Origin of the sequence: Photorhabdus sp. RM71S (assembly GCF_042879355.1) — a bacterium.
Lineage (GTDB): Bacteria > Pseudomonadota > Gammaproteobacteria > Enterobacterales > Enterobacteriaceae > Photorhabdus > Photorhabdus kayaii.
Genome location: NZ_JBHFKV010000002.1, coordinates 133,094 through 147,072, shown reverse-complemented (window position 1 = coordinate 147,072; position 13,979 = coordinate 133,094). Strand labels below are relative to the sequence as shown.

At 41.7% G+C, this 13,979-nt stretch carries 12 protein-coding genes; 11 read left to right on the top strand and 1 reads right to left on the bottom strand.

Annotation, left to right across the window (positions count from 1 at the left end; all coding sequences use genetic code 11):
* Positions 1-6 precede the first annotated feature (6 nt).
* The 4 genes from ACGF5R_RS01720 (at position 7) to nhaR (ending at position 5,077) form a co-directional block, all read left to right on the top strand.
* Positions 7-1,854: a beta-glucoside-specific PTS transporter subunit IIABC gene (locus ACGF5R_RS01720; RefSeq protein ID WP_387689430.1), complete on the top strand. Its 1,848-nt coding sequence runs from the start codon at positions 7-9 to the stop codon at positions 1,852-1,854.
* Between the two features lie 361 nt (positions 1,855-2,215).
* A complete protein-coding gene (locus tag ACGF5R_RS01715; protein WP_192880979.1) occupies positions 2,216-2,401 on the top strand; it encodes a hypothetical protein in 186 nt (61 codons plus the stop codon).
* A gap of 371 nt (positions 2,402-2,772) precedes the next feature.
* Positions 2,773-3,939: a Na+/H+ antiporter NhaA gene (gene nhaA / locus ACGF5R_RS01710; RefSeq protein ID WP_387689427.1), complete on the top strand. Its 1,167-nt coding sequence runs from the start codon at positions 2,773-2,775 to the stop codon at positions 3,937-3,939.
* Between the two features lie 223 nt (positions 3,940-4,162).
* A complete protein-coding gene (nhaR, locus tag ACGF5R_RS01705) occupies positions 4,163-5,077 on the top strand; it encodes a transcriptional activator NhaR (protein WP_112876440.1) in 915 nt (304 codons plus the stop codon).
* 74 nt (positions 5,078-5,151) lie between these two features.
* Here nhaR and rpsT read toward each other — a convergent pair whose 3' ends face one another.
* The gene (gene rpsT, locus ACGF5R_RS01700) at positions 5,152-5,412 is read right to left on the bottom strand and encodes a 30S ribosomal protein S20 (protein WP_112876441.1); all 261 of its coding nucleotides are present in this window, start codon (positions 5,410-5,412) and stop codon (positions 5,152-5,154) included.
* A gap of 350 nt (positions 5,413-5,762) precedes the next feature.
* On the opposite strand from rpsT, the gene ribF reads away from it, so the two are divergent.
* The 7 genes from ribF (at position 5,763) to carA (ending at position 13,973) form a co-directional block, all read left to right on the top strand.
* Positions 5,763-6,707: a bifunctional riboflavin kinase/FAD synthetase gene (ribF, locus tag ACGF5R_RS01695; protein WP_112876442.1), complete on the top strand. Its 945-nt coding sequence runs from the start codon at positions 5,763-5,765 to the stop codon at positions 6,705-6,707.
* 24 nt (positions 6,708-6,731) lie between these two features.
* A complete protein-coding gene (gene ileS / locus ACGF5R_RS01690; protein WP_387689424.1) occupies positions 6,732-9,548 on the top strand; it encodes an isoleucine--tRNA ligase in 2,817 nt (938 codons plus the stop codon).
* Positions 9,548-10,051 carry a signal peptidase II gene (gene lspA, locus ACGF5R_RS01685; protein WP_011144971.1) on the top strand — a complete coding sequence of 168 codons (504 nt, stop codon included), beginning with the start codon at positions 9,548-9,550 and terminating at the stop codon, positions 10,049-10,051. The genes ileS and lspA overlap by 1 nt, the downstream gene beginning before the upstream one ends.
* Before the next feature lie 5 nt (positions 10,052-10,056).
* Positions 10,057-10,527: an FKBP-type peptidyl-prolyl cis-trans isomerase gene (gene fkpB, locus ACGF5R_RS01680; RefSeq protein WP_112876444.1), complete on the top strand. Its 471-nt coding sequence runs from the start codon at positions 10,057-10,059 to the stop codon at positions 10,525-10,527.
* Positions 10,508-11,461, top strand: coding sequence for a 4-hydroxy-3-methylbut-2-enyl diphosphate reductase (ispH, locus tag ACGF5R_RS01675; protein ID WP_112876445.1), 954 nt, complete (start codon positions 10,508-10,510; stop codon positions 11,459-11,461). Before fkpB ends, ispH begins: the two co-directional genes overlap by 20 nt.
* A 92-nt stretch (positions 11,462-11,553) precedes the next feature.
* Complete coding sequence (dapB, locus tag ACGF5R_RS01670) at positions 11,554-12,375, top strand: 4-hydroxy-tetrahydrodipicolinate reductase (RefSeq protein ID WP_262980978.1); 822 nt, start codon at positions 11,554-11,556, stop codon at positions 12,373-12,375.
* A gap of 434 nt (positions 12,376-12,809) precedes the next feature.
* Positions 12,810-13,973, top strand: a complete 1,164-nt coding sequence (carA, locus tag ACGF5R_RS01665; protein ID WP_387689420.1) for a glutamine-hydrolyzing carbamoyl-phosphate synthase small subunit — start codon at positions 12,810-12,812, stop codon at positions 13,971-13,973.
* Positions 13,974-13,979: the final 6 nt, after the last annotated feature.

The window sequence follows — 13,979 nt, the reverse complement described above, 5'->3', positions numbered from 1 at the left end:
AATAAAATGAGAGATGAAGATTTTGCAAAAGAGATCATTATATTTATTGGCGGACAAGAAAATATAAATAAAAGTTGGCATTGTGTTACCAGATTGCGTTTTAATATTATAGATGATAGTAAAGTAGATATTGCTGCGATCAGAAAAATGCAGGGGGTTATTGGAGCACATTTTCACAGCGGGCAATTGCAAATAATTATTGGTAATAGAGTTGTTGAAATATTTAGTGAAATAATTAAGCAGTTAAAAGAAAATGAAGGAAATCATTATGGTCCAAAAAAGGGTTTCATTAGTCATATTCTTGACGTCATTTCAGGCATATTTGTTCCCATATTGCCTGCAATTGTAGGGGCGGGTTTACTTAAAGGCGGATTAATTTTTTTCTATATGATGGATTGGGTTTCAGAGCAGAGTAATGAGTATAAGTTATTATATATTCTTTCTGATACACCTCTCTATTTTTTGCCTGTTCTTTTGGCTTTTTCAGCGGCAAGAAAATTTAAAACAAATGAATTTATTGCCGCCACATTAGCGTGTATTTTAATTTATCCAACATTATCTGATCTTGTGAGCAGTTCTGGTGGTGGATATTTCAGAGTATTTGGTATTACTATTCCCGCTATTCATTATAGTTATACTGCCATTCCAATTATTTTAGGGGTTTGGTTGCTCAGTTATATTCATAGATGGGTAGATAGGTTTATTCCAACGGTATTGAAAATAATATTTACACCATTATTGGTCTTATTAATTTCTGCACCTATTTTATTGATTATTGCTGCACCGTTGGGAAATACAATTGGTTTGTATATTGAAAAGTGGCTTTTAATATTATTTTCCGTGGCTGGACCGTTTGCGGGATTATTGTTAGGTGGATTGATACCTATTTTAGTTATTACTGGGATGCATTATGCCTTTTTGCCAAGTGTTTTTGCTAACTTTAAGTCTCTTGGATACGATTTTATGTTATTACCCATCAGTTTTGCGAGTAATATTGCACAAGCTGGTGCGACATTAGCAGTCGCAATTAAAATTAAAGACAGGCAAATGAAATCATTAGCTTATTCATCTTTATTCTCTGCTTTTTTAGGCGTAACTGAACCTGCAATGTATGGCGTTACGCTTAAATTAAGAAAACCTTTTTATGCTGCATTAATGGGTGGAGCCGTTGGTGGCGCTATTATAGGTATTTTCTCTGTGAAAATATTTGCTTTTAGTGTACCGGGATTGGTGTCATTACCTTTTTATATGCAAAAAGATAGCAATAATTTTATTTTTATTTTGCTTGGCATTTTTAGTAGTTTCTTAGTGGCATTTATATCCACTTTATTAATGAAATTAGAATCTAATGTTGATTCTATAGTATTAATAAAGCCACGTTTTTCAAAAAAGAAGAAAATCATATTACGTTCTCCGATGACCGGCACAATAGAATCTCTCTCAAGAGTACCTGACGACACTTTTTCTGAAAAAATTATTGGTGATGGTATTGCTATTATTCCTACCGAAGGTGTGGTTAAATCGCCTTTTAATGGCAAGGTTTCAATGATTACTCCGACTGGACATGCTATTGGTTTAATTTCCGATCAAGGAGTGGAGTTATTAATTCATATTGGTATTGAAACGGTAGGTTTGCAAGGAGCGGGATTTAATTTGCAAATTATAGAAGGGCAGAGAGTAGTTGCCGGTGAGGTATTAGTTAATTTTGATCTGGAATTTCTTCAAGAGAATAAAATTCAGATTATATCGCCAATTATTGTCACTAATAGCGAGGAATATCACTCAATAATGCCTGCTAAAAGAAAAAATGTTATTGGATGTAAAGATGATTTGTTGGTTATTAATCGATATTGATTTGTTTTTCAAGTGATTGGTGTATATTAATAATATTCTTAATTCTTTTTTTGTATTTAAAGATTGCAATATGACCAGTTTTAATACCTGTTAATTGTTCATGCTGTTTTCTCGTTATTATTGTCTTATTTTATCTTTTCTGTCGAATCCTTAGAAATTATCTAGCTATATAAATTCTGAAAAAATATATTTTGCATAATATGAAGTCATATTGAATACTAATATTTTGAGGTGAAAAATTAATCGATCAACATTGACAATTAACCCTAAAAGGGCTGCTTTTTATTGTGTAATAATATAAGGTAGCGCTCAAATTCATTTAATTAATTGGCCCCGTAAGGGGCTTTGTTCTGGAATACTTATGCGACTGATCGGCAATTATTCTCCTCCTACTACAGAAGATCTCATTAAACTCAAAGAAGAATTAGGTTTCACGGGAGAACAAATGGCCGATTTAGCGGGAGTTTCCGGTAACAATCAATGGAGAAAATACACGGGCGGGAAAATGCCACGTGTTATTTCTCCGCACATTCTATTCTATACCTAATAGATTTCGAGTTGCAGCGCGGCGGCAAGTGAACGAATCCCTAGGAGCATAGATAACTATGTGACTGGGGTGAGTGAAAGCTGCCAACAAAGCAGCAGCTTGAAAGATGAAGGGTATATATAGCAGCACAGTTAACACTATCAGAAGATGATTTAAACCGCATTTTGGCTAAGATGCGGGAAATTGGTGCTAATGTAAAATAAATAGGCACGCTCCACTTAACGATTTCCTCTGATTGATAATCTATTTTATTGAGATGTAGATCATCAATAGATCGGTTATATCGAATTATTCTGGTTATAAAATCGATTTTTTTCGAAACCATAGCTAGAGTACCATTTAAGCTCGATCAGTTTCAGAGGTTAATCATCGTGACAGCAATTATTCGTCAATTCCTGAAATTAGAAGCGGCTGGAGGGCTCCTTCTTATCATTGCTGCCATTATTGCGCTGATAATGGCAAACTCGCCATTACAGGGTATTTATCAGCAATTTCTTAATATTTCGATGGTAGTGCAATTCGCTGCACTGGAGATCAATAAGCCTTTATTGTTATGGATTAATGACGGCTTAATGGCTGTCTTCTTTTTGATTGTTGGTCTGGAAGTCAAGCGGGAATTGCTGGAAGGTTCTTTAGCGGGGCGTGATAAGGCAATATTTCCGGTAATAGCGGCGATAGGAGGTATGGTCGCTCCGGCACTGATATATCTGTTATTTAATGGCAATGATGAATTTACCCGTCAAGGGTGGGCTATTCCTGCGGCAACCGATATTGCTTTTGCCTTGGGGGTGATGGCGCTACTGTCTAAGCGGGTGCCAATAGAACTCAAGGTTTTCTTGTTGGCACTCGCGATTATTGATGATCTGGGCGTTATTGTGATTATCGCTCTGTTTTATACCAAAACGGTTTCTCTTGTGGCGCTTGGATTGTCAGCGGCAATGATTGCTTTGCTGGTTTGGATGAATTGGCGTGGTGTCGAAAAAACATCGGCTTATCTGGCTGTTGGCACTATCCTTTGGGTTTGCATCTTGAAATCGGGTGTTCATGCAACACTAGCTGGCGTCATTGTTGGTTTTCTGATTCCTCTGCGTGGTCAGAATGGTCATTCACCATCTGAATTACTTGAGCACGGTTTGCATCCTTGGGTGGCGTATCTTATTTTGCCATTATTTGCATTTGCCAATGCAGGCGTAGCCCTGAATGGCGTTACGTTAAATGGTTTGACCGATATGTTACCGTTAGGTATTGCTGTGGCTCTGTTTCTTGGTAAGCCATTGGGCATTTTTCTTTTTAGCTATATTGCTATTAAGATCGGATTTGCTAAATTGCCACAGCAGATTAATCTTAAACAGATATTTGCGGTCTCTGTTCTTTGTGGAATCGGTTTTACTATGTCTATCTTTATTTCAGGATTGGCTTTTGAAGGAGCGGATGAATCTTTCAGTGTCTATTCCCGTCTTGGCATTCTGATAGGTTCAACCATCGCTGCGTTTATGGGGTATGGCTTGTTACGAATGGTCTTACCAAAGAAAAAGTGATGGCAGAGTGGGGATAAATTCATTAACTTAGCCAAATGAAGTTCTACATTTTAGAGAAAATTTCTGGACTGACTCATCATTTTTGTATTTGCGGTACAACAACTAAAATTGTATCGCGGATACTTTATGTAGTGAAAAAACAGAAAATCACCGGGAGACGGTGGATTAGTAATGTATGGCTGGCGTTGTCTACCAGACGTAAGCGATACATAAGGAAAAACGTATGCGGGTGTCACATCTGAATTTTAATCATCTCTATTATTTCTGGCATGTTTGCAAGGAAGGATCAGTGGTTGGGGCGGCAGAAGCGCTTTATCTAACACCTCAAACGATCACAGGACAGATAAAAGCGCTGGAGGAGCGTCTGGGAGGGAAACTGTTCAAACGTCAGGGCAGGGGATTAGTGCCATCAGAGCTAGGACAGCTTATCTTCCGCTATGCGGATAAGATGTTTATGCTAAGCCAGGAGATGTTGGATATCGTTAACTACAGCCGTGAATCTAATCTTTTATTTGATGTTGGTGTTGCTGATGCACTGTCCAAACGTCTGGTTAGCCAGGTATTAAAAACGGCGGTTGTGGAACATGAGCAGATTCATCTACGTTGTTTTGAATCAACCCATGAGTTGTTGCTGGAACAACTCAGCCAGCACAAACTCGATATGATATTGTCTGATTGCCCGGTGGATTCTTCCCAACAGGAAGGGCTGTTCTCGGTAAAACTGGGTGAATGTGATGTGAGTTTCTTCTGCCGACAACCTATCCCGGAAAAACCTTTCCCGGAATGTTTGGAGGAACGTCGCTTATTGGTTCCAGGGCGTCGCTCTATGTTGGGGCGTAAATTGTTGACTTGGATACGTAATAAAAATCTTCAGGTTGAAGTACTAGGTGAGTTTGATGATGCCGCGTTAATGAAAGCGTTTGGTATGTATCATAATGCGATTTTCGTGGCGCCATCTTTGTATACCAATGATATTTTTACAGATAATGATATTGCCGAGATTGGTCGGTTGGATGCCGTGCAGGAAGAGTATTATGTGATTTTTGCTGAGCGAATGATTCAACACCCGGCTGTTCAAAGGGTATGTAATAAAGATTTTTCTGCGTTGTTTAATGTGCTATCTAAGAAGCGTACTTAAAAAATAATTGATAGTAACTGCAGACACAAAAAAACCGGCGCAGGCCGGTTTTTCAGTAACCCAAACGCAAATTATTACATTGCGTTGATTTGCGCCGTCAGATTAGATTTATGACGTGCTGCTTTGTTTTTGTGGATCAGACCCTTACAGGCGTGACGATCGACAATAGGTTGCATGTCATGAAATGCTTTCTGCGCAGCTTCTTTATCGCCGGTAGCGATAGCAGCATATACCTTCTTGATAAAGGTACGCACCATAGAACGACGGCTAGCGTTATGCTGACGACGTTTTTCAGACTGTATGGCGCGTTTCTTAGCTGATTTGATATTAGCCAAGGTCCAACTCCCAAATATATTCTATCGAGGACAATTCAAAGGCCGAGGAATATGCCTGTTCAACCTTCTTTTGTCAATGGATTTGTGCAAATAAGCGCCGTTGTACCGCGGCAACTTGTTTCGTTGTGATGGCGCAGGATTTTATCAGTTTACTTGGTGGGAATACAGTCTTTCACAATAAAAATCTCATTGAATAGTCCAGATAGAAATAAAATGAATATTTTTCGGGATTCCTGCTCGTTTTTGTTGTATGAATCAGGGCTATTGATTTAAATCATCTTATGATGGTGGGTTAACCTTGAGCTTTGTACAAGGTATAATTTGGTAATTTCCAGGGTATTGAGCCAGCTATGGAGCTAATTCGCGGTATACGTAATATCCGGACATGTCACCGCGGTTGCGTGTTGACGATTGGTAATTTTGATGGTGTCCACAGAGGTCATCAGGCACTACTGAAACACTTAAAACACGAAGGGCAGCGTCTGGGATTACCAGTAATGGTCATGATTTTTGAACCACAACCTTTGGAGTTTTTTGCTAAGGGTAATGCTCCTGCGCGTCTAACGAGATTAAGGGATAAAGCCAAATATCTCGCCCAATGTGGAGTGGATTATTTATTATGCGTGAAATTTGATAGAAATTTTGCGGCAAATACGCCAGAAGCCTTTGTTTCACGGTTGCTGGTGGAAAAATTGGGTGTTAAGTTTCTCGCTGTAGGAGACGACTTTCGTTTTGGTCAATCTCGCAGTGGTGATTTTGCCTTTTTGCAGCGAGCCGGTGAGACATACGGCTTTGATGTGACCAGCAGTGAAAGTTTTTGTGATGATGGTTTACGGATTAGCAGCACAGCTATCCGTCAAGCACTGCAAGATGATGATTTGGTATTAGCCGAAACATTATTGGGACATCCATACAGCATTTGTGGCCGGGTCGTTCATGGTAAGCGACTAGGGAGCACTATTGGTTTTCCAACAGCAAATTTGCCGTTAAAACGATTAGTGGTTCCGGTACACGGCGTTTATGTTGTTGAAGTCTATGGTTTGGGAGACCAGCCTTTACCGGGTGTTGCCAATATTGGTACACGTCCAACAGTCTCTGGTCAGGGTCAACAACTTGAAGTACATCTAATTGATACCCAAATGGATCTCTATGGGCGTTATATTGATGTGGTGTTACGTAAAAAATTGCGTAATGAACAGCGGTTTGCTTCCCTTGATGCACTCAAGCAGCAAATTGCGAATGATTTGGTTGCTGCGAAGGAATTTTTTAAGCAGCTACCTGTGTCATGTATCTAGCGGAAAATTGGAATTGAGAATCGAATGAGTGACTATAAAAACACCCTGAATCTGCCAGAAACAGGGTTTCCAATGCGCGGAGATTTAGCAAAGCGCGAACCAGATATGTTAAAACGTTGGTACAAAGATGGGTTGTATCAAGTAATTCGTAAAGCAAAAGCCGGTAAAAAAACATTTATTCTGCATGATGGCCCTCCTTACGCGAATGGCAGTATTCATATTGGTCACTCAGTCAATAAGATTCTCAAAGATATTATTATTAAATCCAAAGGAATGGCGGGATATGATTCGCCATATATCCCTGGTTGGGATTGCCACGGTTTACCCATTGAGCTTAAGGTTGAGCAGATTATTGGTAAGCCGGGGGAAAAATTTTCCGCCGCTGAATTTCGTGCCGAGTGCCGCAAATATGCTAAAGAGCAAATTGAAGGTCAGAAGAAAGACTTTATCCGTCTGGGCATATTAGGTGACTGGGAACGTCCATATTTGACGATGGACTTTAAGACCGAAGCCGACATTATTCGCGCATTGAGCCGTATTATCGCTAATGGTCATTTGTTGAAAGGTGCCAAGCCTGTTCACTGGTGTACTGATTGTCGTTCGTCACTGGCCGAAGCAGAAGTTGAGTATTACGACAAAACTTCTCCATCGATTGATGTGCGTTTTAATGCGGTTGATGCAGTTGCCGTTTGTGAGAAATTTGGTGTGCAGGTAGCAGATCAACCGGTCTCTCTGGTTATCTGGACAACCACGCCGTGGACGTTGCCGGCTAACCGAGCGATCGCTTTGCATGCTGAATTTAGCTATCAATTAGTACAGATTGAGGGTGAATGCCTGATCCTGGCTGCTGATTTGGTAGAAAGTGTGATGCAGCGCGCGGGTATAACTTCGTGGACAGTGCTAGGGAATTGTGCGGGTGCTGCGTTGGAGTTATTGCGCTTTAAACATCCATTTATGGGTTTTGATTCACCGGTTGTACTGGGTGATCACGTGACTTTGGATGCGGGTACCGGTGCTGTGCATACGGCCCCAGGTCACGGCCCGGACGACTTTGTTCTTGGTCAGAAATATGGCTTGGAAGTTGCAAACCCGGTTGGCCCTAATGGTTGCTACCTGCCCGGTACTTATCCTTCTCTGGATGGTGTGTTTGTCTTTAAAGCGAATGATGTTGTGCTGAATATCCTGAGTGAAAACAATGCGTTGTTGCATTTGGAAAAATTACAGCACAGTTATCCTTGCTGCTGGCGCCATAAGACACCTATCATTTTCCGTGCCACGCCGCAGTGGTTTGTCAGCATGGAGCAAAATGGTCTGCGTAAACAATCGTTGCAGGAGATCAAAGGGGTTGAGTGGATTCCGGGTTGGGGTCAGGCCCGTATTGAGGCAATGGTTGAAAATCGCCCTGACTGGTGTATTTCACGTCAACGTACTTGGGGTACGCCGATGTCTCTTTTTGTCCATAAAGAGACGGAAGAGCTTCATCCACGTACTATCGAATTGATGGAAGAAGTTGCAAAACGTGTTGAAGTTGACGGTATTCAGGCGTGGTGGGATCTGGAGCCAGCCGAACTGTTAGGTGATGATGCGGCTAACTATGTCAAAATTTTTGATACGTTGGATGTCTGGTTCGATTCGGGATCAACTCACGCATCGGTGGTTGATGCCCGCCCTGAATTCCAGGGTAACGCTGCGGATATCTATCTTGAAGGTTCAGATCAGCACCGTGGCTGGTTTATGTCTTCCCTGATGATCTCAACGGCAATAAAAGGTAAAGCACCTTACCGTCAGGTGTTAACGCATGGTTTCACTGTGGATGGTCAGGGCCGTAAGATGTCTAAATCTATCGGTAATACCATCAGTCCGCAGGATGTCATGGATAAATTAGGGGCAGATATTCTGCGTCTATGGGTTGCTTCTACCGATTACACCGGTGAAATTGCGGTATCCGATGAGATTTTGAAACGCTCTGCTGATGCATATCGTCGTATCCGTAACACGGCGCGTTTCCTGCTGGCAAACCTGAATGGTTTCGATCCTGAACAGCATAGGGTTAAACCAGAAGAGATGGCTGTGTTGGATCGTTGGGCTGTGGGGCGTGCTCAAGCGGCGCAAGCGGACATTACCAAATGTTACGATAGATATGATTTCCACACCGTTGTTCAACGTATGATGCAATTCTGTTCCGTGGAGATGGGATCGTTCTATCTCGATATCATTAAAGACCGTCAATACACTGCTAAGAGCGATAGTTTGGCTCGTCGCAGTTGTCAGACTGCGCTGTATCATATTGCGGAAGCATTGGTTCGCTGGATGGTGCCTATCCTCTCCTTTACTGCTGATGAAGTTTGGAATGAGTTGCCTGGTGGCAAACGTGCTCAATATGTATTTACCGAAGAGTGGTACGACGGTTTGTTTGGTCTGGCCGCAGGCGAACCAATGAATGATGTTTTCTGGGCTGATTTGTTGGCTGTGCGTGGTGAGGTTAACAAAGTGCTGGAGCAGGCACGCGCAGACAAACATATCCGTAGTTCACTGGAAGCCGCGGTGACGCTGTACGCCGATAATGAATTGGCGGATAAACTGAATAGCCTCGGAGATGAATTGCGTTTTGTTCTGCTAACATCTCAGGTTGTTGTTGCAGATTATGAGCAGGCTGGTGAAGATGCGCAACAAAGCGAAATCGGTAGTCTGAAAATTGCTTTCCGCAAAGCGGATGGCGAAAAATGTCCTCGTTGCTGGCATTACGCTAAAGATGTGGGATTGGTGGCGGAACATGCAGAACTTTGTGGCCGCTGTGTAACTAATGTTGCCGGTAACGGCGAAGAGCGTAAGTTTGCCTGATGAATAAACCCATTTGCTCCACCGGCCTTCGCTGGCTTTGGTTAGTTGTTGTGGTATTGATTTTGGATCTGGGTAGTAAGCAGCTAGTGTTGCAACACTTTCATCTGTATGAATCCGTTCCGTTGATACCTTATTTTAATCTGACTTATGCCCAGAATTTTGGGGCGGCTTTTAGTTTCCTTGCAGAGAAAGATGGTTGGCAGCGTTGGTTCTTTGCATTCATTGCCGTTGCTATTTCAGTTGTACTGATGGTGATGATGTATCGTGCCAGTGCAAAGAAGAAACTGAGTAATATCGCTTATGCCCTGATTATTGGTGGAGCATTGGGTAATCTGTTTGACCGGTTGGTTCATGGTTTTGTCATCGATTTTATTGATTTTTATGTCGGTGATTGGCACTTTCCAACTTTTAATATCGCTGATATGGCGATATGTATCGGGGCTGGATTGGTTATCATTGATAGCTTTCTAAGCCCGGATGAAAAGACCATCAAAGTGGGATAAGTAATATGTCAAATCAGGTGCAGGCGAATAGTGCAGTTTTACTGCACTTCACTTTAAAACTGCAAGATGGCTCTATTGTCGACTCCACTCACACTCAGGGCAAACCTGCATTATTTCGTTTAGGTGATGGAACCCTTTCTTCACCTTTGGAACAGCAGCTTACTGGGCTAAAAGACGGAGATAAACATACCTTTACTCTGGCTGGTGAGAATGTATTTGGTAAACCAAATCCTGATCTGATCCAATATTTTACTCCGCGTGATTTTGCTGAAACGGGTATTCCTGAAATTGGCACTATAATGTTATTTACGGCAATGAATGGCAGTGAAATGCCGGGCATAGTCAAAGCTGTAACAGAAGAATCTGTGACTGTTGATTTCAATCACCCGTTAGCTGATCAGAACGTCACGTTTGAAATTGAAGTGTTGGAAATTGATCCACAATTGGAGGAAAACCATGCAGATATTGCTGGCTAACCCCCGCGGTTTTTGTGCTGGTGTTGACCGTGCTATCAGTATTGTAGAGCGCGCGCTGGAATTATATGGTGCGCCGATCTACGTTCGTCATGAAGTTGTGCATAACCGTTATGTTGTAGATAACCTGCGCAAGCGGGGTGCTATCTTTATTGAAGAAATTTCAGAAGTACCGGATGATGCGATTCTGATTTTTTCGGCACATGGTGTTTCACAGGCTATTCGTGCTGAAGCACGTTCTCGCAATTTGACAATGTTGTTCGATGCGACTTGTCCTCTAGTGACTAAAGTCCATATGGAGGTAGCAAGAGCCAGCCGCAAAGGCAAAGAAGCTATTCTGATTGGTCACGCTGGACATCCCGAAGTTGAAGGTACAATGGGTCAGTACAACAATGCGGAAGGTGGAATGTATCTGGTTGAATCTCCGGAAGATGTATGGAACTTGAAAGTCAAAGATGAAGACAACATGTGTTTTATGACTCAAACCACATTATCTGTTGATGATACTTCAGAAGTGATTGATGCACTTAATGCGCGATTCCCAAACATCGTTGGTCCCCGTAAAGATGATATCTGCTATGCGACGACTAACCGCCAGGAAGCGGTACGGGATCTGGCGTCTGACGCCGATGTTGTTTTGGTTGTGGGTTCGAAGAATTCATCTAACTCTAATCGCCTTGCTGAGTTAGCTCAGCGGGTTGGTAAACCTGCTTACTTGATAGATTCTGCTGAGGATATTAAAGAAGAGTGGATTACCGGCATCTCTTTGGTTGGCGTAACCGCGGGCGCTTCGGCACCGGATATTCTAGTTCAGCAAGTTATTGAACGCTTGAAATATCTTGGTGCTGATTCCGTCCAAGAATTACACGGTAGAGAAGAAAATATTGTATTTGAAGTGCCAAAAGAGTTACGTGTTGAAGTTAAAGAAATTAGCTAAATTATCAAGATAAATAAGAATAAAGTATTGCATATACTCTTTATTTAGAGCATTCATCTGACTGTTCATCGTGTTAAATATAGTGAGGGCTTATGGCTGATACAGATATTCGTGTTGCTATTGTTGGCGCTGGTGGGCGTATGGGACGTCAGTTGATTCAGGCCATATATCAAATAGATGGTGTTGCTCTTGGTGCAGCTTTGGAACGCTCCGGTTCTTCTCTGATTGGCGCAGATGCCGGAGAGTTGGCGGGTATTGGTCATACAGGTGTGACTGTTTGTGATGACTTGAAAAGTATCGTTGATGATTTTGATATCCTTATCGATTTTACCCGTCCGGAAGGAACGTTGACTCATCTTGAAATTTGTCGCCAGAACGGTAAAGCGATAGTGATCGGTACAACTGGCTTTGATGAGGCTGGTAAACAGGCAATTAAAGAGGCTTCTGCTGATATCCCGATTGTATTTGCTGCGAATTTCAGTGTTGGTGTAAATCTGGTGCTTAAATTATTGGAAAAAGCAGCGAAAGTGATGGGCGAGTATAGTGATATCGAAATTATTGAAGCACATCACCGCCATAAAGTGGATGCTCCATCAGGAACAGCTTTAGCAATGGGAGAATCTATTGCTCATGCTTTGGGGCGGGATCTTAAAGCGTGTGCTGTCTATGCCCGTGAAGGTTATACCGGTGAACGTGATCCAAAAAGTATTGGTTTTGCAACTGTCCGTGCAGGGGATATCGTGGGCGAGCATACCGCTATGTTTGCAGATATTGGGGAGAGAGTAGAGATAACTCATAAGGCTTCCAGTCGGATGACATTTGCAAATGGCGCTGTAAAGGCTGCTTTATGGCTGAGTGGTAAAAATAGTGGTCTTTTTGATATGAAAGATGTGCTAAATCTCGACTTACTTTGAAAGAAAATTTTTACAACTTATTGATATCGCATAATTAAATATTTTATTGTGCGATTTTTAATTTCTTTGTTTATTTTCATTGCTTTTTAGTTTGTTTTTTCTATTTTTATCTTATTTCTAACCTTAATTTTCTGCTTTTTTCTCCTTTTCATGATTATTTTCAACTTTTCATCTGAGAATCAAGTTTTCTATGCTGATTACCGTTTTCTAAATTAGTTTTATTGCTGTTTTTAGTCTTATTTCATTAATTCACTCAGTGAAATGTGTAAAAAAATAAGAAAAGTAACATTTTTTGTAGACAACTCTCCCTCTCATCATTAGAATGCGCGCAATTTGCCAAAATTTTGCCTAAAAAGCAGCTTTGGCATTGATTTTGAGGAATAAATCTGAATTAATATGCACTAATTGCGAGTAATTATTCTTTGGAGGGTGTTTTGATTAAGTCAGCTATATTGGTTCTGGAAGATGGAACCCAATTCCACGGTCGTGCCATAGGTGCGGAAGGGGCGGCAGTTGGGGAAGTGGTTTTCAATACCTCGATGACCGGATATCAAGAAATTCTCACAGACCCTTCCTATTCCCGCCAAATTGTCACTCTTACTTATCCCCATATTGGTAATGTCGGTGTTAACTCAGTCGATAAAGAATCACTAAAAGTACAGGCCCAAGGGCTAGTGATTCGTGATCTACCACTGTTGACCAGTAACTTCCGCTGCGAAGAAACACTTTCCGATTACCTTAAACGTCATAATATTGTTGCGATAGCAGATATCGATACCCGTAAACTGACACGTTTGTTAAGAGAAAAGGGTTCACAGAATGGTTGTATTATAGCAGGTAAACAGATTGACGCTCAGGTTGCACTGGAAAAAGCGCAAGCGTTTCCGGGGCTGGAGGGGATGGATTTAGCAAAAGAGGTGACAACTAAACAGATTTATCCGTGGTTACAGGGGAGCTGGACGTTGGCGGGGGGATTACCGGAAGATAAGCAAGAACAGGATCTGCCTTATCATGTTGTTGCTTATGACTTTGGCGCAAAACGTAATATCTTGCGAATGCTGGTGGATCGTGGCTGCCGCCTGACAGTTGTTCCTGCCCAGACATCGGCGGAAGATGTACTGAAACTGAATCCGGATGGTATTTTCTTGTCCAATGGGCCAGGAGATCCGGCACCTTGTGGTTATGCAGTCGATGCAATCAAAACCCTGCTTGAGACAGAGATTCCGATCTTTGGTATCTGCCTTGGACACCAATTGTTGGCGTTAGCCAGTGGCGCTGAAACTATGAAAATGAAATTCGGCCATCATGGTGGTAACCATCCGGTGAAAGATCTTGAATGTAATGTTGTAATGATTACTGCACAAAACCACGGCTTTGCTGTGGATGAAAAATCACTGCCGTCAAATTTGCGCGTTACTCATAAATCTCTGTTTGACGGCACGTTGCAAGGGATTCATCGTACCGATAAACCTGCATTCAGCTTCCAGGGGCATCCAGAAGCTAGCCCCGGTCCACATGAGACTGCATCGTTATTTGATCACTTTATTGAACTCATTGAGCAGTATTGTCAGAAAAATAATCGTCATAACACCAAGTAATCAGGA

What these genes read in the sequence shown, in the direction of transcription:
- ACGF5R_RS01720 (WP_387689430.1), top strand. Translation starts at nt 7, where the DNA reads ATGAGAGATGAAGATTTTGCAAAAGAGATCATTATATTTATTGGCGGA.
- ACGF5R_RS01715 (WP_192880979.1), top strand. Translation starts at nt 2,216, where the DNA reads ATGCGACTGATCGGCAATTATTCTCCTCCTACTACAGAAGATCTCATT.
- nhaR (WP_112876440.1), top strand. Translation starts at nt 4,163, where the DNA reads ATGCGGGTGTCACATCTGAATTTTAATCATCTCTATTATTTCTGGCAT.
- ribF (WP_112876442.1), top strand. Translation starts at nt 5,763, where the DNA reads ATGGAGCTAATTCGCGGTATACGTAATATCCGGACATGTCACCGCGGT.
- ileS (WP_387689424.1), top strand. Translation starts at nt 6,732, where the DNA reads ATGAGTGACTATAAAAACACCCTGAATCTGCCAGAAACAGGGTTTCCA.
- lspA (WP_011144971.1), top strand. Translation starts at nt 9,548, where the DNA reads ATGAATAAACCCATTTGCTCCACCGGCCTTCGCTGGCTTTGGTTAGTT.
- fkpB (WP_112876444.1), top strand. Translation starts at nt 10,057, where the DNA reads ATGTCAAATCAGGTGCAGGCGAATAGTGCAGTTTTACTGCACTTCACT.
- ispH (WP_112876445.1), top strand. Translation starts at nt 10,508, where the DNA reads ATGCAGATATTGCTGGCTAACCCCCGCGGTTTTTGTGCTGGTGTTGAC.
- dapB (WP_262980978.1), top strand. Translation starts at nt 11,554, where the DNA reads ATGGCTGATACAGATATTCGTGTTGCTATTGTTGGCGCTGGTGGGCGT.